Source organism: Aurantimonas sp., from assembly GCF_964217435.1.
In the GTDB taxonomy this organism is placed as follows: domain Bacteria; phylum Pseudomonadota; class Alphaproteobacteria; order Rhizobiales; family Rhizobiaceae; genus Aurantimonas; species Aurantimonas coralicida.
On sequence record NZ_CAXPJM010000050.1, the window covers coordinates 1 to 18,770 of the forward strand.

The 18,770-nt window shown below is 67.9% G+C and carries 14 protein-coding genes; 7 read left to right on the forward strand and 7 right to left on the reverse strand.

The features are described 5' to 3' along the window. Window positions 1-74 precede the first annotated feature (74 nt). The 3 genes from ACEQX1_RS17240 to ACEQX1_RS17250 are packed head-to-tail and all read left to right on the forward strand — an operon-like array spanning window position 75 to window position 3,422. A complete protein-coding gene (locus ACEQX1_RS17240) occupies window positions 75-1,952 on the forward strand; it encodes an ABC transporter permease (RefSeq protein WP_370197221.1) in 1,878 nt (625 codons plus the stop codon). Beyond that, complete coding sequence (locus ACEQX1_RS17245) at window positions 1,949-2,728, forward strand: ABC transporter ATP-binding protein (protein WP_370193598.1); 780 nt, start codon at window positions 1,949-1,951, stop codon at window positions 2,726-2,728. Before ACEQX1_RS17240 ends, ACEQX1_RS17245 begins: the two co-directional genes overlap by 4 nt. Next, on the forward strand, window positions 2,721-3,422 hold the full coding sequence (locus tag ACEQX1_RS17250) for an ABC transporter ATP-binding protein (protein WP_370193599.1): 702 nt from the start codon (window positions 2,721-2,723) through the stop codon (window positions 3,420-3,422). Before ACEQX1_RS17245 ends, ACEQX1_RS17250 begins: the two co-directional genes overlap by 8 nt. Window positions 3,423-3,449: 27 nt before the next feature. Here the strand turns inward: ACEQX1_RS17250 and ACEQX1_RS17255 are convergent, their stop codons facing one another. From ACEQX1_RS17255 to ACEQX1_RS17265, 3 genes are all read right to left on the reverse strand, one after another. After that, complete coding sequence (locus ACEQX1_RS17255; RefSeq protein WP_370193600.1) at window positions 3,450-4,589, reverse strand: CaiB/BaiF CoA transferase family protein; 1,140 nt, start codon at window positions 4,587-4,589, stop codon at window positions 3,450-3,452. A gap of 283 nt (window positions 4,590-4,872) precedes the next feature. After that, window positions 4,873-5,697 carry a ferredoxin--NADP reductase gene (locus ACEQX1_RS17260; protein ID WP_024348779.1) on the reverse strand — a complete coding sequence of 275 codons (825 nt, stop codon included), beginning with the start codon at window positions 5,695-5,697 and terminating at the stop codon, window positions 4,873-4,875. Window positions 5,698-5,966: 269 nt separating this feature from the next. Next, window positions 5,967-6,638 (reverse strand): TetR family transcriptional regulator, encoded by a 672-nt coding sequence (locus ACEQX1_RS17265; RefSeq protein ID WP_024348780.1) that lies wholly within the window; start codon window positions 6,636-6,638, stop codon window positions 5,967-5,969. 120 nt (window positions 6,639-6,758) lie between these two features. On the opposite strand from ACEQX1_RS17265, the gene ACEQX1_RS17270 reads away from it, so the two are divergent. Then, the gene (locus ACEQX1_RS17270) at window positions 6,759-8,168 is read left to right on the forward strand and encodes an efflux RND transporter periplasmic adaptor subunit (RefSeq protein WP_370193602.1); all 1,410 of its coding nucleotides are present in this window, start codon (window positions 6,759-6,761) and stop codon (window positions 8,166-8,168) included. Beyond that, window positions 8,165-11,329 (forward strand): efflux RND transporter permease subunit, encoded by a 3,165-nt coding sequence (locus tag ACEQX1_RS17275; RefSeq protein ID WP_060576864.1) that lies wholly within the window; start codon window positions 8,165-8,167, stop codon window positions 11,327-11,329. The genes ACEQX1_RS17270 and ACEQX1_RS17275 overlap by 4 nt, the downstream gene beginning before the upstream one ends. A gap of 154 nt (window positions 11,330-11,483) precedes the next feature. Here ACEQX1_RS17275 and ACEQX1_RS17280 read toward each other — a convergent pair whose 3' ends face one another. Continuing rightward, complete coding sequence (locus tag ACEQX1_RS17280; protein WP_040325362.1) at window positions 11,484-11,762, reverse strand: DUF1289 domain-containing protein; 279 nt, start codon at window positions 11,760-11,762, stop codon at window positions 11,484-11,486. Window positions 11,763-11,961: 199 nt separating this feature from the next. Between ACEQX1_RS17280 and ACEQX1_RS17285 the strand changes: the two genes are divergently transcribed. Both ACEQX1_RS17285 and ACEQX1_RS17290 read left to right on the forward strand, forming a co-directional pair. Next, on the forward strand, window positions 11,962-12,435 hold the full coding sequence (locus ACEQX1_RS17285; RefSeq protein ID WP_024348783.1) for a hypothetical protein: 474 nt from the start codon (window positions 11,962-11,964) through the stop codon (window positions 12,433-12,435). A gap of 100 nt (window positions 12,436-12,535) precedes the next feature. After that, on the forward strand, window positions 12,536-13,018 hold the full coding sequence (locus ACEQX1_RS17290) for a Dps family protein (protein WP_024348784.1): 483 nt from the start codon (window positions 12,536-12,538) through the stop codon (window positions 13,016-13,018). 111 nt (window positions 13,019-13,129) lie between these two features. Here ACEQX1_RS17290 and ACEQX1_RS17295 read toward each other — a convergent pair whose 3' ends face one another. The 3 genes from ACEQX1_RS17295 to metH form a co-directional block, all read right to left on the reverse strand. After that, entirely contained in the window at window positions 13,130-13,429 is a 300-nt protein-coding gene (locus ACEQX1_RS17295; protein WP_228238957.1) for a DUF1289 domain-containing protein, read from the reverse strand. Window positions 13,430-13,587: 158 nt separating this feature from the next. Further along, window positions 13,588-14,052: an iron-responsive transcriptional regulator RirA gene (gene rirA, locus ACEQX1_RS17300; RefSeq protein WP_024348786.1), complete on the reverse strand. Its 465-nt coding sequence runs from the start codon at window positions 14,050-14,052 to the stop codon at window positions 13,588-13,590. 149 nt (window positions 14,053-14,201) lie between these two features. Beyond that, window positions 14,202-17,999 carry a methionine synthase gene (gene metH / locus ACEQX1_RS17305; RefSeq protein ID WP_370197219.1) on the reverse strand — a complete coding sequence of 1,266 codons (3,798 nt, stop codon included), beginning with the start codon at window positions 17,997-17,999 and terminating at the stop codon, window positions 14,202-14,204. Window positions 18,000-18,770 lie beyond the last annotated feature (771 nt).

The following is an 18,770-nucleotide window of genomic DNA, read 5'->3' on the forward strand; positions in this document are numbered from 1 at the left end:
TTGCCCTACACGACGCTCTTCCGATCGACCCCTCCGGTCGCCGCGCGCCGGGGCCCATTCCCAACGAGGAGACGGTGTTGACGACGCTCGGCTTCGTATTCGCCCAGCTCCTGGCCGGCCTTGCCGACGCGTCGTCGCTGTTCCTGGTGGCGGCCGGCCTGTCGCTGATCTTCGGCGTCACCCGCATCGTCAATTTCGCCCACGGCTCGCTGTTCATGCTGGGCGCCTATGTCGCCTATTCGGCCGTCACCTGGCTGCCGACCGGCCATCTCGGTTTCTGGGGCGGGATGCTGGCCGCGGCCGTCGCAGTGGCGCTGATCGGCGGGCTGATCGAGATCGTCATCCTGCGCCGGCTCTACGTCTCGGCCGAACTCTACCAGCTCGTCGCCACCTTCGGCGTTCTCCTCGTCATCCAGGATGTCGCGCTGGCGATCTGGGGACCGGAAGATCTGCTCGCGCCGCGCGCCCCGGGCCTCGGCGGCGCCCTGCGGATCTTCGGCGAGCCGGTGCCGCAATACGACCTCCTGCTGATCGCCGCCGGCCCGGTCGTCCTCGCCGCCGTCTGGCTGGTCCTCAACCGCACCCGCTGGGGCACGCTGGTCCGCGCCGCGACCGAGGACCGCGAGATGACCGGCGCCCTCGGCGTCGACCAGGCGCGCCTGTTCACCACCGTCTTCATGCTCGGCGCCTTCCTTGCCGGCCTTGCCGGCGCCCTCCAGACCCCGCGCGAGGCCGTCAGCCTCGCCCTCGATCTCGACGTGGTGGTCGAGGCCTTCGTCATCGTCGTCGTCGGCGGGCTGGGCTCCATCGGCGGCGCCTATGCGGCCGCCGTCCTGATCGGCGTCCTCAATGCCTTCACCCTCCTGTGGTTTCCCACCCTCGCCACCGTCCTGCCCTTCCTCGTGATGGCCGCGATCCTGGTGGTGCGACCCTTCGGCCTGTTCGGCCAGGCCGCCCTCGTCGCGCCGGCCCCGGCCGAACGCGGCGCCACCCTGCGGCTGCCCGGCCGCACGGTGACGATCCTCGTCGTCCTCGCGGTCGCGGGTTTCGCGCTGCTGCCGCTGGTCGAATCCGGCTTCGCCCTGATCCTGCTCACCGATTTCTTCGTCGCCGCGCTGTTTGCCGCCAGCCTGCAGTTCATCATGGGGCTCGGCGGCATGATCTCCTTCGGCCACGCCGCCTTCTTCGGCCTCGGCGCCTATGGCGCGGCGCTGGCGGCCACCGCCCTCGGCCTGCCGATGTTCGCCGCCATGGCACTGGGCGTCGCCACCGGCGGCCTCGGCGCGCTGGTCATCGGCTGGTTCTGCGTGCGCCTGTCCGGCGTCTATCTCGCCATGCTGACCCTTGCCGGCGCCCAGATCCTCTGGGCCGTCGCCCTGCAATGGCAGGATGTCACCGGCGGCGACGACGGCATCCTCGGCGTCTGGCCCGACCGCTTCGCCGCCTCCCGCACGGTCTACTACCTCATCGCCCTTGGCCTGTGCGCCGCCGGCCTCTGGCTGATCCGCCGCATCGCCCATGCGCCCTTCGGCTATCTCCTGCGCGCCACCCGCGACTCGCCCCTGCGCGCCGAGGCCATCGGCCTCGACGTGCGCGGCCGCCAGCTCGCCGCCTTCGTCATCGCCGGCCTCTTCGCCGCGCTCGCCGGCACGGTCTTCGTCTTCGCCAAGGGCAGCGTCTTTCCCACCATCCTGGCGGTCGGCCAGTCCGTCGACGCTTTGCTGATGGTGCTGATCGGCGGCGTGCAGGCCCTGTCGGGTCCGATCGCCGGCGCCGCGATCTTCGTCGGCATTGAGGACTGGGTCGGCCGGCTGCCCTATTGGCGGTCGATCTTCGGCGTCATCATCCTCGCCGTCTGCATTCTGGCGCCCCAGGGCATCGCCGGTGGCCTGCGGTCGCTGGCCGGCCGCGCCCGCCGCCGCGCCACGGCCCCTTCCGGAGCGCCGGCATGAACGCGCTGGAGATCCACGGCCTGAGCAAGGCCTTCGGCGGCGTCGTCGCAGTCGACGACGTCGGCTTTCACGTCGCCTCCGGCGAGATGCTGGCCCTGATCGGCGCCAATGGCGCCGGCAAATCCACCACCTTCAACATGCTCAACGGCCAGCTGCGTCCCGATCGCGGCTCGGTGCGGCTGTTCGGGTCCGAGATCGCCGGCCTGCCGGCCCGCCGCATCGCCCGGCGCGGCGTCGGCCGCACCTTCCAGATCACCCAGACCTTCACCTCCATGACGGTGCGCGAAAACCTGCAGACCGCCCTGCTCGCCCATCGCAAGCGCCGCTTCGACTTTTTCTCCCGCGCCGTCGCCGCCGAGCGGGCCGAGGCCGACCGCCTGCTCGCCATTGTCGGCATGTCCGAGGCCGCCGACCGTCCCTCCGCCGAGCTCGCCTATGGCGACGTCAAGCGGCTGGAGCTCGCGGTTGCGCTGGCCGCATCGCCGCGGCTTCTGCTGATGGACGAGCCGACCGCCGGCATGGCGCCGCGCGAGCGCACGGCCCTGATGGCGCTGGTGCGCGGCATCGTCGAGGACACCGGCCTCAGCGTCCTCTTCACCGAGCACGACATGGATGTGGTCTTCGCCCATGCCGACCGCATCGTGGTGCTCAACCGGGGCGCCGTCATTGCCGAGGGCATCGCTGATGCGATCCGCGCCGACCCGACCGTTCGCGCCGTCTATCTCGGCGGCGGCACACCGGAATCAGTCACTGAACAAGTCTCGCCAAATGCTTGAACTGCAAGCGATCGACAGTTTCTACGGCGACGCCCACATCCTGCATGGCGTGTCGCTGACCGTGAACCAAGGCGAGATCGTTGCCCTGGTCGGGCGCAACGGCGCCGGCAAGTCCACGACGCTGAAGAGCGCCATGGGCCTTGTCCGTCCACGCCGCGGCACGGTGCGCTATCGCGGCGCCGACATCACCGGCCTGCCACCCTACCGCATCGCGCGGCTGGGTCTCGGCTACGTCCCCGAGGATCGCCGCATCTTCAAGGATTTGACGGTCTCCGAAAACCTCGAGGTCGGCCGCCGCGACGCCGCGGATGCGGACACGCCATGGACCCCGGCGCGGCTGTTCGACCTCTTTCCCAATCTCGGCGAACGCCGCGGCCAGAAGGGCGGGCGCCTGTCCGGCGGCGAGCAGCAGATGCTCAGCCTCGCCCGTACCCTGATGGGAAATCCGCGTACCCTGTTGCTCGACGAGCCCTCCGAAGGCATTGCCCCGGTCATCGTCGACGCCATGGCCGCGGCCATCCGTGACCTCAAGCGCGAAGGCCTGTCGGTGCTTCTGTCGGAGCAAAATCTCGGCTTTGCCCGCGCCATCGCCGACCGCGCGGTGATCATCGAGACCGGCACCGTCCGCTTCACCGGCAGCTTTGCCGAGATGGAAGCCGATCCCGACATCGTCTCCAGCCACCTCGCCGTCTAGGCGGAGCGGCTCTCGCAGTCGCCGCGATCAGCCGCCGTCGCCGAAACCCGCGCCCTGGTGCTCGCCGAGCTTCGGCGCCGGCCGCTCCAGCGACAGTTCGGCATCGCCATAGGTGATCGGGCTGCGTACGCCCGCCATGCCGCCCGGCGCGATCTGCATGCCGCGATGGACGATCTGCGGATCGGCGAAGACGTCGGCGACGTTGTTGATCGGCCCGGATGGCACGCCCACCGGCTCCAGCGCGGCCAGAAGGTCGTCGCGGCGCCATGCGGCGATCGCCCCGGCCAGGATCGGCGTCAGCGCCTCCCGGTTGGCGACCCGCGCCTCGTTGGTGGCGTAGAGCGCATCGGCGGAGAGCTGCGGCAGGTCGAGGACGGCGCAGAGCCGCGCGAACTGCCGGTCATTGCCGCAGGCAATGATCAGATGGCCGTCGGCCACCGGAAACACCTGATACGGCACGATATTGGGATGCGCATTGCCGAGCCGCGACGGCGCGGCGCCGGTGGCGAAGAAGTTCAGCGCCTGGTTGGCGAGAACGCCGGCCATGCAGTCGTAGAGCGCCATGTCGACATATTGCCCGCGCCCGGTCCGCTCGCGGTCGGCCAGCGCCGCCTGGATGGCGATGGTGCCGTAGAGCCCGGTGAAGATGTCGGCGAAGGCGACGCCGATCTTCTGCGGCTCGCCGGCCGGATCGCCGGTCAGGCTCATGATGCCGCCCATGCCCTGGATCATGAAGTCGTAGCCGGCCCGGCCCGCATAGGGGCCGTCCTGGCCGAAGCCGGTGACCGAGCAATAGACGAGGCGCGGATTGATCGCCTTCAGGCTCGCGTAGTCGAGGCCGAACTTCGCCAGCCCGCCGACCTTGAAGTTCTCGATCAGCACGTCCGCCTCGGCCGCCAGCGACCGCACCAGTTCCCGCCCCTCCTCGGTGCCGAAATCGGCGACCACCGAGCGCTTGCCGCGGTTGCAGGCGTGGAAATAGGCGGCCGTGCGCTCGCCGTCCCGCTCGACGAAGGGCGGCCCCCAGCCGCGGGTGTCGTCGCCCGCCGGGCTCTCGACCTTGATCACGTCGGCGCCGAGATCGGCAAGCGTCTGGCCGATCCACGGGCCGGCCAGGATGCGGGCGAGTTCCAGGACCTTCAGTCCGGCATGGGGTGCGTGCGTCATCCGGTCGGCGTGCCGCCCGGCGCCGGCGCTGTCAAGCTGCACCAGCGCTTATCGACGGCCCTCAGGGTGAGGATAGCTATGTCTTAGGCCGCGGCATTCTGAGTTGATACTCAACCTCAACAGACGCGCGCCAGCATGACGGACGGCCTGCCGGCGCCCCGTCGGAGAAGTCGGGGCGAGGTCGCCCTCGCGACCTGCCCCTCGCCGTGCTCGGCGGTTATGGCCTGCCCGCAGGGCCGCCGGAGGCTGCGCCCGGCCGCTCCCGGCAGCGTGCCCGCTGCCCTCAGTCCACGAAGGCGCGTTCGACGACGAAGGTGCCGGGCTTGTTGTTGGCGCCTTCCTCGAAGCCGCGGGCTTCCAGCAGCGCTTCCGTGTCCTTCAGCATCGCCATGGAGCCGCAGATCATCGCCCGGTCGGTCTCCGGGTCCAGCGGCGCGATGGCAAGGTCCTCGAACAGCTTGCCGTTCTCGATCAGCGTGGTGATCCGGTGGCCGCGCGTCTCGCCGTCGCGGGTCGCGCTGGCGTGGAAGATCAGCTTGTCGCCGATGAACTCGCTCATCAGCTCGTCGGCCTTCGACGTCTCCACCAGTTCGCGGCCATAGGCCAGCTCGGCATTGCCGCGGCAGGTCTGGGTGAGGATCACCTGGTCGAACTTCTCGTAGGTCTCCGGGTCGCGGATGACCGAGGCGAAGGGCGCGATGCCGGTTCCGGTCGAGAACAGGAACAGCCGCTTGCCAGGCTTCAGCGCATCGTGGACGAGCGTGCCCGTCGGCTTCTTGCGCATCAGCACCGTGTCGCCGACCTGGATCTTCTGCAGATGCTCGGTCAAGGGGCCGTTCGGCACCTTGATGGAGAAGAACTCCAGCTCCTCGTCCCAGGCCGGGCTGGCGATGGAATAGGCGCGGTAGACCGGCTTGGCCGCGTTCGGCAGGCCGATCATCACGAACTCGCCCGAGCGGAAGCGGAAGCTCTGCGGCCGGGTGATGCGGAAGGCGAACAGGCTGTCGGTATAGTGCGTGACCTTGGTCACCGTCTCGGCGAAGACGCCGGCGGGAATCGGGAAGGCAGGCTCCGGCGAATGCTCCGGCTGTTGGGCGAGAGAACTCATCAGGCGTCGTTCCTTTCCATGGTCCGCGACCGCACGAGACGGCCTTGTCCGGTGCGCGCGACGGTCAGCGTCGCGTCACGATTGATCGGGTCCCGGCTGTCGGGAGAATGGCAGGCCGGACAGCATCCTTGCCCCGTGCCTACATCGCAGTCGTGCCGGAAGATAGAACCCCGCACCCCGCAATGCAGCGTCGCACGTTCCAAATATCGGCATTGTTCGGGGAAAACATTCGCCGCAGCCGCCATGCGGCGCGTGCGCCCGCCCTCACCTCAGTTCAGGTTCGCCGCGGCCCGCGCCTCGGCCATCTCTTCGAGGCAGGCGACCCGCGCGCTCGAACAGGCAAAGCCCGCGATCACGCTGCGCACCACCCGCGCGCCGACCCCGGTCAGGTCGAAGCCGCGATCCGAGCGCAGCCATTCCGAGATCACGCCGCTCACCGCGCAGACATAGGCGGTGGCCGCCTCCTTCGGCTGCCATTCGTGCTTCAGCTCGCCGCGAATCTGTACCGCCGCGAAGATGCCGGTGATCGCCTTGTGCATCGTCGCCTCGGCGTCGGCCCGGCGCAGCATGGCATCCTGCATCTCGCCGACATATTCGCAGCGGAACAGGAGAATGGTCAGGATCTTGCGCGTCCGTTCGTCGCGCTCCAGATGGCGAAGCGCCTCCAGCGTGTTCTCGTAGAGGTCCTGCAGCGACCGCCGGCCGGCACAGGCCTGCTCGTCGAAGAACTCTTCCTGGGGCAGCTTCGCGCGCTCCTGCATCGCCCGGAACAGTTCGAGCTTGTTGGAGAAGTGCCAGTAGATCGCGCCGCGCGTCAGGCCGGCGCTCGCGGCAATGTGACTGAGGGTCGTTCCTGCGACACCCTGTTCGTAGAACAGCGTTTCCGCCGCGTCGAGGATCGCCTCGCGCGTCTGCATCGCGTCCTGCTTGGTGCGTCTCAAGTCCGGGCCTCCCTTGCTCCGATACATTTATGGATGTATGTATGCCGCAATGCAAGAGAGCGGCGCCATGGCCGGCCGGAAAAAGGTTTTACAATGCGCGGACTTAACCTGATTTTGCGCATGACGGCATGCGTCGGCGTCTCGCTGGCAGCCGCGGGCGCGGCCTTCGCACAGGCCGGCGGCACCCCGCCCCCGCCCGCCGTCACCGTCCTGACGGTCAAGAGCAAGAACCTGCCGGTGACCTACGAATATGCCGGTCGCGTCGCCTCCTCCCGCGAGGTCGAGGTCCGGGCACGCGTTGGCGGCATCCTGCTCGAACGCAATTTCGACGAGGGCTCGCGCGTCGAGGCCGGCACGCTGCTGTTCCACATCGACCCGGCGACCTACGAGGCGCAGGTGGCGCTGGCCAAGGCGCAGGTGCTCCAGGCGCAGGCCCAGCTCGGCCAGGCCAAGCGGACCGAGGCCCGCGCCCGGCAGCTCGCCCAGAGCGGCGCGTCGAGCCAGGCGACGCTCGAAGACTCCGTCTCCTCGCGCGAACTCGCCGAAGCCCAGGTCGCCGCCGCCGAGGCGCAGTTGCAGACCGCCACCCTCTCCCTCGACTACGCCACCGTCGAGGCGCCGGTCGCCGGCGTCACCAGCCTGGAACAGGTGCCCGAGGGCAGCCTGCTCAGCACCGGCGACCTGCTGACCCGCATCAGCCGCCTCGATCCGGTCTATGTGAACTTCTCGGCTGCCGACAGGGAAGCCGCCTCCATCCGCGAACTGGTCGAGAGCGGCCAGTTGCAGGGCGCCTCCTCGCCGTCCGACCTCACCGTCACGCTGATGTTCGGCAATGGCGAGACCTACGGCGAGACCGGTACCATCGACTTCACCTCGACCACGATCGATTCGCAGACCGGCACGATCCTGTCGCGCGCCGTCCTGCCCAATCCCGAAAGCCGCCTCCTGCCGGGCCAGTTCGTACGCCTGCAGCTCGAGGGCCTGTCCATCGAGAACGCCATCGAACTGCCGACCGAGGCGCTGATGCAGGGCCCGCAGGGCACCTTCGTCTACACGCTGAACGACGAGAACCTGGCCGAAGTCAGCCCGGTCGTCGTCGGCCGCGAGCTCGACGGCTCCATCGTCATTTCCGAGGGCCTCGCCGATGGCGACAAGGTCGTCGTCAAGGGCGTCGTCAAGGTTCGCCCCGGCGCCCCGGTCAACCCGCAGCCGGCAGCCGCGAACGCCGATGCCGCCAGCAGCGAGCCGGATGCGCCGGCGCCGGACGCCCCCGCCGCCGAGGCAGCCCCCGCAACAGACGCCCCCGAGCCCGCCGCCGACACTGCCAACGAGGCGGCTGGCGAACAGCAGGGTGCGATCGAGCGCGCCGTCGACGCGGCCAACGACAAGGTCGTTGCCGACGCCGGGCACGCGCCCGGTGAAGCCGGCCGCACGGATGCCCCGCCGGTGCCCCTCACCGCCCTGCCCGATGGCGACGACGCCCGCCGCGCCACCAGCGACGGCGACGCTTCGGCGGAGTCCGCCCGATGAATGCGCGGTTCTTTGTCGACCGGCCGATCTTCGCGGCCGTCATCTCGATCCTGATCACCCTCGGTGGCCTGCTGTCGATCAGCGCGCTGCCGATCGAGCAGTATCCGCAGCTGGTGCCGCCGCAGGTCCAGGTGCGCGCCTCCTATCCCGGCGCCAGCGCCGAGACCATCGCCCAGACCGTCTCCGCGCCGATCGAGCAGCAGATCAACGGCGTCGAGGACATGCTCTACATGCAGTCCACGAACTCCTCGACGGGCACGGCGACGATCACCGTCACCTTCGCCAGCGGCACCGATCCCGATCAGGCGACGATCAACGTCAACAATCGCGTCCAGCAGGCCAATGCCTCGCTGCCCGAGCAGGTCCAGCGTCTCGGCGTCACCGTCGCCAAGCAGAACTCCTCGATCCTCGCGGTTCTGACCATGTCGTCGGAGGACCCGCGCTACGACGCCACCTATGTGTCGAACTACGCGCTGCTCAACGTCCTCGACGAGCTCAAGCGCCTGCCCGGCATCGGCGAGGCGCAGCTCTTCGGCGCCCGCAACTATTCCATGCGCATCTGGCTGCGTCCCGACGCGCTGGCCTCCTACGGCCTGACGCCGGGCGACGTGGCCACGGCCGTGCGCGACCAGAACGCCCAGTTCGCCGCCGGCCAGTTCGGCGCGCCGCCCACCAACACCGACCTCGCCTTCACCTATTCGGTGACCACGGCCGGGCGCCTGCCCGACGCCGAGGCCTTCGAGAACATCATCCTGCGCTCCGACGAGAACGGCTCCTCGCTGCTCCTGAAGGATGTTGCGCGGGTCGAGCTCGGCGCCCAGGATTACGGCTTCAACGCCACCTATAACGGCACGCCGACGGTGCCCATCGGCATCTATCTGCAGCCCGGCGCCAACGCCCTCGACACGCTGAGCGGCGTGCGCACCCGCATGGAGGAACTCTCCGGCTCCTTCCCCGATGGCATCAGCTTCGCCATTCCCTACGACACCACCAAGTTCATCGAGGCCTCCATCGAGGAGGTCATCATGACCTTCATCGAGGCCATGGCGCTGGTCTTCGTCGTCGTCTTCATCTTCCTGCAGAGCTTCCGGGCGACGCTGATCCCGATGCTCGCCGTCCCGGTGTCGATCATCGGCACCTTCGGCGTGCTGCTGGCGCTCGGCTTCTCGATCAATCTCCTCACCCTGTTCGGCCTCGTCCTGGCCATCGGCATCGTCGTCGACGACGCCATCGTGGTTCTGGAGAATGTCGAGCGGATCATGACGACGGAGGGGCTCAACGCCAAGGACGCCACCGCCAAGGCGATGACCGAAGTCGCCGGCCCGGTGATCGCCATCGTGCTCGTCCTGTGCGCCGTGTTCATCCCGGTGGCGTTTCTCGGCGGCCTCGCCGGCACCATGTACCGGCAGTTCGCCGTGACCATCGCCGTCTCGGTGGTGATCTCGGGCATCGTCGCCCTCACCCTCACCCCGGCGCTCTGCGGCCTTCTCCTGAAGCAGGGCCATTCCGAGCCTTGGGCGCCGTTCCGCTGGTTCAACACGGGCTTCGACAAGCTGACCAACGCCTATGGCGCCGGCGTTGCCTTCATCATGCGCCGGGCCGTCGTCGCCCTCGTCCTGTTCGCCGGCATCGTCGGCGGCAGCTACTATTTCTTCCAGACGATCCCCGGCTCGCTGGTCCCCGACGAGGATCAGGGCGTCAATTTCGCCATCGCCATCCTGCCGCCGGCCGCCTCGCTGGCGCGCACGACGGAGGTGATGGAGCAGGTCAGCGCGAATGTGCGCGAGCATCCGGCGGTCGCCGACGTCGTCGCCTTCGCCGGCTTCGACCTCTTGGCCGGAACCCAGAAGTCCAGCTCGGGCGTGGCCTTCGTCACCCTCAAGGACTGGTCGGAGCGCGAGGACCCCTCGCTCGACGCCCGCAACCTCACCGGCCCGATCATGGGCATGAATGCCGGCATCCAGGACGGCATGGTGCTGGCCTTCAACCCGCCGCCGATCCAGGGCCTGTCCACCACCGGCGGCTTCGACCTGTTCGTGCAGGACCGCCAGAACCGCGGCTCCCAGGAACTGGTCGCGGCGACCAGCGCGCTGGTGGCGGCGGCCGCCGAGCGGCCGGAGCTGGCCGGCGTGCGCACCACCTTCTCGGCCAATGTCCCGCAGTACCAGATCGACGTCGACCGCCAGAAGGCCAAGGCGCAGGACGTGCCGATCTCGTCGATCTTCGAGACCATGCAGTCGACCTTCGGCTCGCTCTATGTGAACGACTTCACCCTGCTCGGTCGCAACTACCGGGTCTCGCTCCAGTCCGAATCCGACTTCCGCGAGAAGCCGCAGGATCTGCGCTTCGTCTACGTCAAGGCCAACAACGGCGCGATGATCCCCCTCGACGCCCTCCTGTCGGTCGAGCGCATTGTCGGCCCGGACCTCATCGAGCGCTTCAACGCCTTCACCGCGGCCAAGGTCTCCGGCGGCCCGGCCCCCGGCTATTCGTCGGGACAGGCGCTGCAGGCCATGCAGGAGATCGCGGCCGAAAAGCTGCCCGACGGCTATCAGGTCGCCTGGACGGGGTCGGCCTATCAGGAGATCGCCTCGGGCGGCACCGGGCTCGCCGCCATCGGCTTCGGCATCCTGATGGTCTTCCTCATCCTGTCGGCCCAGTATGAACGCTGGTCGCTGCCCATCGCCGTGCTTCTGGCGGTGCCCTTCGCCATGTTCGGCGCGCTGCTGGCGATCTGGCTGCGCGGCCTCGACAACGACGTCTACTTCCAGATCGGCCTCGTCACGCTGGTCGGACTGGCGGCCAAGAACGCCATCCTGATCGTCGAGTTCGCGGTGCTGAAACGCGAGGAGGGGCTGTCGGCCTTCGACGCCGCGCTGCAGGGCGCCAAGCTGCGCTTCCGGCCGATCGTCATGACGTCGCTCGCCTTCATCCTGGGCGTCGTACCGCTGGCGATCTCCACCGGCGCCGGCTCGGCCAGCCGCCACTCCATCGGCACCGGCGTCATCGGCGGAATGCTCGCGGCGACCTTCGTCGCGATCTTCTTCATCCCGCTGTTCTACAAGCTGCTCGCCCGCAAGCAGCCGGCCCGCGGCAGCCACGCGGCTCCGACCTCCGGCGACGATGGCGCAGCGACGCCGGCGCCTGCCCCGGCCGAATAGCTTTCGGCCCGGCCGGTTCGCCTCGGGAACCGGATCATCCCACGAAAAAGGCGGCGCGCCTGACTGGCGCGCCGCCTTTTTGCCGTGTGAGCACAAAGCATTGCCGGATTGTCCGGAATCAATCTCTCAGCCGTTTCCGCTCCGCCCCGCGCGATCACGCCTCGGCCGGCACCTCCAGCTTGTCGAGCGGGCACGGCTGATCCTTCTTGTCGCATTTGCGCCGATAGACATGCGCCCAGCGGTCGTAGCGCCCGGCCCTGACCAGCCGCTCGGCAAGGGTGCGGAAGAACGCCTTCTTCTCGGCCTTGCCGTCCAGCCGCTTGAACCGCTTCTTTTCCGGCTTGGTCATGGCGCAGCCGATGCAGCGGCCGCCATCCTTGTATTTGCAGATATCGATGCACGGGGACGGGGCATCGGCCCAACGTTTGGCCACGGGCGCTCCTGTGATGGTCGGATGGCGAAGAGACGAATGACGCGGCGGTCCCGATCCGGCCTGCGGCACTTCCCTTCCATTCCCGGTCTGCTATGAATAGATGAAAGTGGTTGTCAAGTTTAGAACGGTTCGAGACGTCGGGTGCGATTCCCTGTCGCGGGTTCCCGGCGCGGTCTTCTTACAGAACGCGGTTGCCTGAATGTCTGCACTGCCCCTGCCCGAGACTCTTCCCTCCTCCGGGCGCGCCCCGGCGCGAATCCTCGCCTTTCCCGGCGGCAATTGCCCGACGGTCCGTCCCGCCGCGCCCCAGCTCACCGATGCCGAACGCGACGAACTGAACCGTCTGCGCTGGTTCGCATTGCGCAGCCGGCTCGCCCCGAAGCCCGATCTCGAACGAGCCTGCTTCCTTCTGGCCGGCGAGGAGAACGTCTCGCTGGAGCGCTTCGCCATCGCCTTCTTCCGCGGCCTGTCCGGCCAGAGCCTGCGCGAGATGGTGTTCTACCGTCCCGGCGCGAAACAGGCCTCGGACGATGAGATCTGGCTGTTGCGCCTTCTCGCGGTGCTGCGCGCCGGCGAGAACGCCGCCGCCGGTGCGCTGGTCGCCTGGCGGGTCCGCCCCGAGGGCCGGCGCTGGCTGCGCTTCCTCGCGGCCTCCCTCGCCCGGGCGCTCTGACGCGAAAAATCGCATGGGACCGATTGCCGCGACCTTGCCATGCACGGCCTCGGAGGCTAGATTAGAATTATTCTAAGACACCACTAAGGGACCGGAGACCATGGGACTAGTAGCAGCCAAGATCGAGCCGACGGCGAAGGAAGAGATCGTCAACGGCCTCACCCAGTCGCTGGCCGAGACGGCGATCGCCACGCTGAAGGCCCAGAACTTCCACTGGAACGTGACGGGCATGTCCTTCGGCGCCCTGCACGCGCTGTTCCAGGAGATCTACGAGGATCACTTCGAAGGTCAGGACACGCTGGCCGAGCGCATCAAGGCGTTCGACGCCCATGCCGAGGGCCGCTACTCGGTCTATCTGGAGCGCAGCGCCATCGAGGAGCATGACGGCCGCACCGACGCCCGCACCATGGTCGAGGTCCTGATGCAGGACCAGGAGACCCTCTCCTCGACCCTGTCGGCGCTTGCCGAGGTCGCCGACCAGCATGGCGACTTCGCCACCAACGACCTGGCGACCGCCCGCATCGAGCAGCACGACAAGTTCGCCTGGATGCTGCGCGCCCATCTGAAGACCACCGCCGCCTGAGGCGACCCGCTCGCCGCCCTCACTGGCGACGGACACCAGACGTGAAAAAGGCCCGCCGGAGATCCTCCGGCGGGCCTTTTGTATATCTCGACCGTGCCGCGACGGCCCGGTTCAGGCGTCGTCGCCCTCCACCGGGATCGGACATGGAACGCCCTCCCGCTCGCATTTGCGCCGGTAGGACATGATCCAGAAGGCCGGGTTGCGTGCCGATTCCTGCAGGCGCCCGATCAGCGTCTCGATGAACTCGCGCTTCTGCTCCGCACCGCCCGACGACGGGAAGGCCTGCTTCTCCGCCTTGGTCATCGAACAGCCGACGCAGCGGCCCTGTCGCTTGTATTTGCAGATGTCGACGCAGGGGGACGGTGCGGTGGCCCAGGCGGCGTCCGCGGCGTCGGTAACCTTGGTATCCATGAAGAGGGCTGGCCGCTGTTGACGAAATGGCGGGTGACGGCCGGCATATAGGAGCGTCGCCGCCATCCTGCCAGCGGTCGCACACACACATCACACACGCTAGGGCGACCGGCGCGCCATCCATGCGCCGGTCCCGTCAGACGATCGCAGGATGCGCGTCAGCTCGCCGCGGCGAGCCCGTGCACCGGTTCCATCAGGCCGAGCCGCCGGCGCATGAACGCCTTGTTGCCCAGGAGATCGTCGATCGTGTAATTGCCCAGCGCGCCGAGAAACGCGTTCAACGCCTCGCGCAGGGCGGAATTGAGCTCGCAGCTCTCGATCAGCGGGCAATCCACGGCGCCGGTCTCGAAGCACTCCGCCAGGGCGAAATTCTCTTCGGTCACTTCCACGACATTGCGCAGATTGATCGCCGCAGCCGGCCGCGCCAGGCGCACGCCGCCATTGCGGCCGCGCACCGTCTCGACCATGCCGGCCTCGACCAGCGGCTGCAGGATCTTGAACAGGAACAGCTCCGACGCCGAATAGGCTGCCGCGATGTCCTTGATGCGACTGAGCTGCCCGCCATTGGAGGCGCAGTACATCAGGATCCGGATCGCGTAGTTCGTCTGGCGGGTAAGCCGCATCAAATCGTCCTCGACCATCGTCGCTGGTTAACTTCCAGCGAACCCAATCTAGAACGATTCCAGCATCATGAGAAGGGGAAGCGGGAACCGCGCGTCCGCACGGCCCCGTTTCGTCCCGTTTCGGCGCCGCAGGCGCGGCGCCCTGCGCCCTATTCCGCCGCCTGTGCGGGCGTCTCGGCGGCCGCCGTCGGAATGTAGTTGAGGATCGGCGCCAGCCACCGCTCGACCTCGGCGACGGGCATGCCCTTGCGCGCGGCATAATCCTCGACCTGGTCCCGCTCGATCTTCGCAACCCCGAAATAATAGGAGTCCGGGTGTCCGATATAGAGGCCGGACACCGACGAGCCCGGCCACATGGCGTAGCTCTCGGTCAGTTTCACGCCGGTGGTGGCTTCCGCATCGAGCAGTTCGAACAGCGTCGTCTTCTCGGTGTGATCCGGCTGGGCCGGATAGCCCGGCGCTGGCCGGATGCCGGCATAATCCTCGCTGATCAAATCTTCCGGCGTGAAGGCCTCGTCCGGCGCATATCCCCAGAATTCCCGCCGCACCTTCTCGTGCATGCGCTCGGCGAAGGCCTCGGCGAATCGGTCGGCGAGCGCCTTGACCATGATCGACGAGTAGTCGTCATTGGCCTTGGCGAAGCGATTGGCGATCGCCTCCTCCTCGATCCCGGCGGTCACCACGAAGCCACCGACATAATCCGCCTTGCCGCTGTCCAGCGGCGCGACGAAGTCGGCCATCGCGACGTTCGGCCGGTCGCCGCGCTTGGTCAGCTGCTGGCGCAGCGTGTAGAGCGTCGCCAGCTCCTCCGTGCGGTCGTCGCCGGTGAACAGGCAAATGTCGTCGCCCACCGAATTGGCCGGCCAGAAGCCGATCACGGCCCGCGGCTGGAACCACTTCTCGGCGATGATCTGCTTGAGCATGGCCTGCGCGTCGTTGAACAGCGACCGCGCCGCCTCGCCCTGCTTCTCGTCTTCCAGGATGCCCGGATAGCGGCCCTTCATCTCCCAGGTCTGGAAGAACGGCGTCCAGTCGATGTAGCGCGACAGCTCTTCCAGGTCCCAGTCCGTAAAGACCCGGGTGCCGGTGATCGCCGGCTTGACCGGCTCGTAGGCCGCCCAGTCGCTGACCTGCGCGTTGGCGCGGGCCTGGGCCAGCGGCAGCCGCTTCTTGTCGCGCTCGCCCTTGCGATGCGCCTCGGCGACCTTCTGGTAGTCGGCCTTGACGCCCTCGACATAAGCGTCGCGGGTCTCCTCGGAGAGGAGATGCGACACCACGCCGACCGCGCGCGAGGCATCGGTGACGTAGACCGTCTGGCCCCGGTTGTAGCCCGGGTCGATCTTCACCGCCGTATGCACCTTGCTGGTCGTCGCGCCGCCGATCAACAGCGGAATGTCGAAGCCCTCGCGCTCCATCTCGGCGGCGACATGCACCATCTCGTCGAGCGACGGCGTGATCAGGCCGGACAGGCCGATGACGTCGACCTTCTCCTGCCGCGCCGTCTCCAGGATCTTCGCGGCCGGCACCATCACGCCGAGATCGATGACCTCGTAATTGTTGCAGGCCAGGACCACGCCGACGATGTTCTTGCCGATGTCGTGGACGTCGCCCTTCACGGTCGCCATCAGCACCTTGCCGGCGTTCGAGCGCTCGTCGGTGCCGTTCAGCCGCTTCTCCTCCTCCATGTAGGGGAGCAGATGCGCCACGGCCTGCTTCATCACCCGGGCCGACTTGACCACCTGCGGCAGGAACATCTTGCCGGCGCCGAACAGGTCGCCGACGATGTTCATGCCGTCCATCAGCGGCCCCTCGATGACATGCAGCGGGCGGTCCGCCTGGAGCCGCGCCTCTTCGGTGTCCTCGACGATATATTCGGTGATGCCGTTGACCAGCGCATGGGCGATGCGGTCCTGGACACTCTTCTCGCGCCAGGTCAAATCCTTGGCCTTGGCCTCCTTGCCGCCGGCCCCGCGCCAGCGCTCGGCCAGCTCCAGCAGCCGCTCGGTCGGGTCGCCGCCATCGGGCCGCTTGCGGTCGAGGACCACGTCCTCGCAGGCCTCGCGCAGTTCCGGATCGATGGACTCGTAGACCGCCAGCTGGCCGGCATTGACGATGCCCATGTCCATGCCCGCCTGGATGGCGTGGTACAGGAACACCGCGTGCATCGCCTCGCGCACGGCCTCGTTGCCGCGGAACGAGAAGGACAGGTTCGACACGCCGCCGGAGATGTGGGCGCCCGGCAGGTTCTGGCGGATCTGGCGGGTCGCCTCGATGAAGGCGACGCCGTAGCCATTATGCTCCTCGATGCCGGTGGCGATCGCGAAGACGTTCGGATCGAAGACGATGTCCTCCGGCGGGAAGCCGGCCTCTTCGGTCAAAAGCTTGTAGGCGCGCGTGCAGATCGCGACCTTGCGCTCCAGCGTGTCGGCCTGGCCCTGCTCGTCGAAGGCCATGACCACCACGGCGGCGCCGTAGCTGCGCACCAGCCGCGCCTGCTTCAGGAAGCTCTCCTCGCCCTCCTTCATGGAGATCGAATTGACCAGCGCCTTGCCCTGCACGCATTTCAGACCGGCCTCGATCACCTCGAACTTGGAGGAGTCGATCATCACCGGAACCTTGGCGATGTCGGGCTCGGCCGCGATCAGGTTCAGGTAGTCGATCATCATCTGCTTGGAGTCGATCAACCCCTCGTCCATGTTGACGTCGATGATCTGGGCGCCGTTCTCCACCTGGCTGCGGGCCACGTCGAGGGCGGCCGGCAGGTCGTTCGCCTCGATCATCTTGCGGAAGCGGGCCGAGCCGGTGACGTTGGTCCGTTCGCCGACATTGACGAAGGGAATCTCCTTGGTCAGCGTGAACGGCTCCAGGCCCGACAGGCGCATCAGCGGCGCGATGGTCGGCACCTTGCGCGGCTTGTAGCGCGCCGCCGTCTCGGCCACCGCCTTGATGTGATCCGGCGTCGAGCCGCAGCAGCCGCCCAGGACGTTGACGAGCCCTTCCTCGCAGAAGATCTCGACCTCCTTGGCCATCTGCTCCGGGCTCTGGTCGTATTCGCCGAATTCGTTCGGCAGGCCGGCATTCGGATAGGCGCAGACGAAGGTGTCCGCGACGTTTGAGATTTCCGCCAGATGGTCGCGCATCGCGGCAGCGCCGAGGGCGCAGTTCAGGCCGATGGTAAAGGGCCGGCCGTGCCGCACCGAGTGCCAGAACGCCGTCGGCGTCTGGCCCGACAGCGTGCGGCCGGACAGGTCGGTGATCGTGCCGGAGATCATGATCGGCAGCGTCACGCCCTTTTCCGCGAAGATCTCCTCGCAGGCGAAGATCGCCGCCTTGGCGTTCAGCGTGTCGAAGATCGTCTCGATCAGGATCAGGTCGGAGCCGCCGTCGATCAGGCCGCGCAGCTGCTCGCCATAGGCGATGCGCAATTCGTCGAAGGTGACGGCCCGGTAGCCCGGATTGTTGACGTCCGGTGAGATCGAGGCGGTGCGGTTCGTCGGTCCGAGCGCGCCGGCGACGAAGCGGCGCTTGCCGTCCTTCTCCTCGGCGCGGATGCAGGCGCGCCGCGCCAGCCGCGCGCCGTCGCGGTTCAGCTCGTAGACCTGGTCCTCCATCTGGTAATCGGCCTGGGCGATCGTGGTGGAGGAAAAGGTGTTGGTTTCCAGGATGTCCGCGCCGGCCATGGCATAGGCGTAGTGGATGTCCTCGATCGCCTGCGGCTGCGTCAGGTTCAGGAGATCGTTGTTGCCCTGCAGGTGACATTCGCAGGCGCCGAAGCGATGCCCGCGGAAATCGTCCTCGCCGAGGCCCAGGAGCTGGATTTCGGTGCCCATGGCGCCGTCGAGCACCAGAATGCGCTCGGAAACCGCCTTGCGCAGCGCCGCGGACGCCTCTGCCGGCGAACGGCCTTCGGTCATCGCCCCGAAAAGCTTGTCGGACGTCTCTGTCATGGCTTCACCGTTTCCTTGTCGCTCCGCGGCAAATCACATAAACATATCCTTATGTCAATATTTGCCACGGCGTCGGCCTGTCTGCGCCCACCCTTACACCATGCCCGCGACGGATAGAATTCGAGGGGATGGCGCAGATGTTTGCGCCCGCGCCTGACAGGCGGATGACGGCCGCGGCGCTGGCGCGCGTCAGCGCTTGCCCCGCCACACGACAAACCAACAGCAGAACCGAATGCGCCGCCCGCTAGCAACCCCACAGCAGCGCCGCATACGTTGCCCTCAGCAGGAGAGAAACATCGGCCGCCACTCCAGCGTCGGCGTCACCCCCGCCATCCGCAGAAAACGCACCCCACCTCCCCACTCGGCGTCATCCTCGGGCTCCGACCCGAGGACCCATGCCAAACCGCCCCAACCGCCGCCACGCCGCAGACCGCGTCCCTCCTCTCCCGAAACGACACCGCCACCGCAGAGGAATGGGTCCTCGGGTCAAGCCCGAGGATGACGGCGCGGGTGTTTGCGTCCTCGCCTGACAGGCCGATGACGGCTCTGGCGCTGGTGATCGACAGGCTTGCGCCAACCAGACCGCTGGCAGCCAACGGCATCGCCGCATGCGTCAACCCCAGCAGGAGAGCGACATCGACCGCCACCGCAGCCGCCGCGTAACCCCCGCCTCCGCCAAGAACACATCCCGCCTCCCCACTCGGCGTCATCCTCGGGCTCCGACCCGAGGACCCATGCCAAGCCGCCCCAACCGCCGCCACGCAACTGAAC

What these genes read in the sequence shown, in the direction of transcription:
- ACEQX1_RS17275 (WP_060576864.1), top strand. Translation starts at nt 8,165, where the DNA reads ATGAATGCGCGGTTCTTTGTCGACCGGCCGATCTTCGCGGCCGTCATC.
- rirA (WP_024348786.1), bottom strand. Translation starts at nt 14,052, where the DNA reads ATGCGGCTTACCCGCCAGACGAACTACGCGATCCGGATCCTGATGTAC.
- ACEQX1_RS17245 (WP_370193598.1), top strand. Translation starts at nt 1,949, where the DNA reads ATGAACGCGCTGGAGATCCACGGCCTGAGCAAGGCCTTCGGCGGCGTC.
- ACEQX1_RS17270 (WP_370193602.1), top strand. Translation starts at nt 6,759, where the DNA reads ATGACGGCATGCGTCGGCGTCTCGCTGGCAGCCGCGGGCGCGGCCTTC.
- ACEQX1_RS17285 (WP_024348783.1), top strand. Translation starts at nt 11,962, where the DNA reads ATGTCTGCACTGCCCCTGCCCGAGACTCTTCCCTCCTCCGGGCGCGCC.
- ACEQX1_RS17250 (WP_370193599.1), top strand. Translation starts at nt 2,721, where the DNA reads ATGCTTGAACTGCAAGCGATCGACAGTTTCTACGGCGACGCCCACATC.
- ACEQX1_RS17295 (WP_228238957.1), bottom strand. Translation starts at nt 13,429, where the DNA reads ATGGATACCAAGGTTACCGACGCCGCGGACGCCGCCTGGGCCACCGCA.
- ACEQX1_RS17290 (WP_024348784.1), top strand. Translation starts at nt 12,536, where the DNA reads ATGGGACTAGTAGCAGCCAAGATCGAGCCGACGGCGAAGGAAGAGATC.
- ACEQX1_RS17255 (WP_370193600.1), bottom strand. Translation starts at nt 4,589, where the DNA reads ATGACGCACGCACCCCATGCCGGACTGAAGGTCCTGGAACTCGCCCGC.
- metH (WP_370197219.1), bottom strand. Translation starts at nt 17,999, where the DNA reads ATGACAGAGACGTCCGACAAGCTTTTCGGGGCGATGACCGAAGGCCGT.
- ACEQX1_RS17260 (WP_024348779.1), bottom strand. Translation starts at nt 5,697, where the DNA reads ATGAGTTCTCTCGCCCAACAGCCGGAGCATTCGCCGGAGCCTGCCTTC.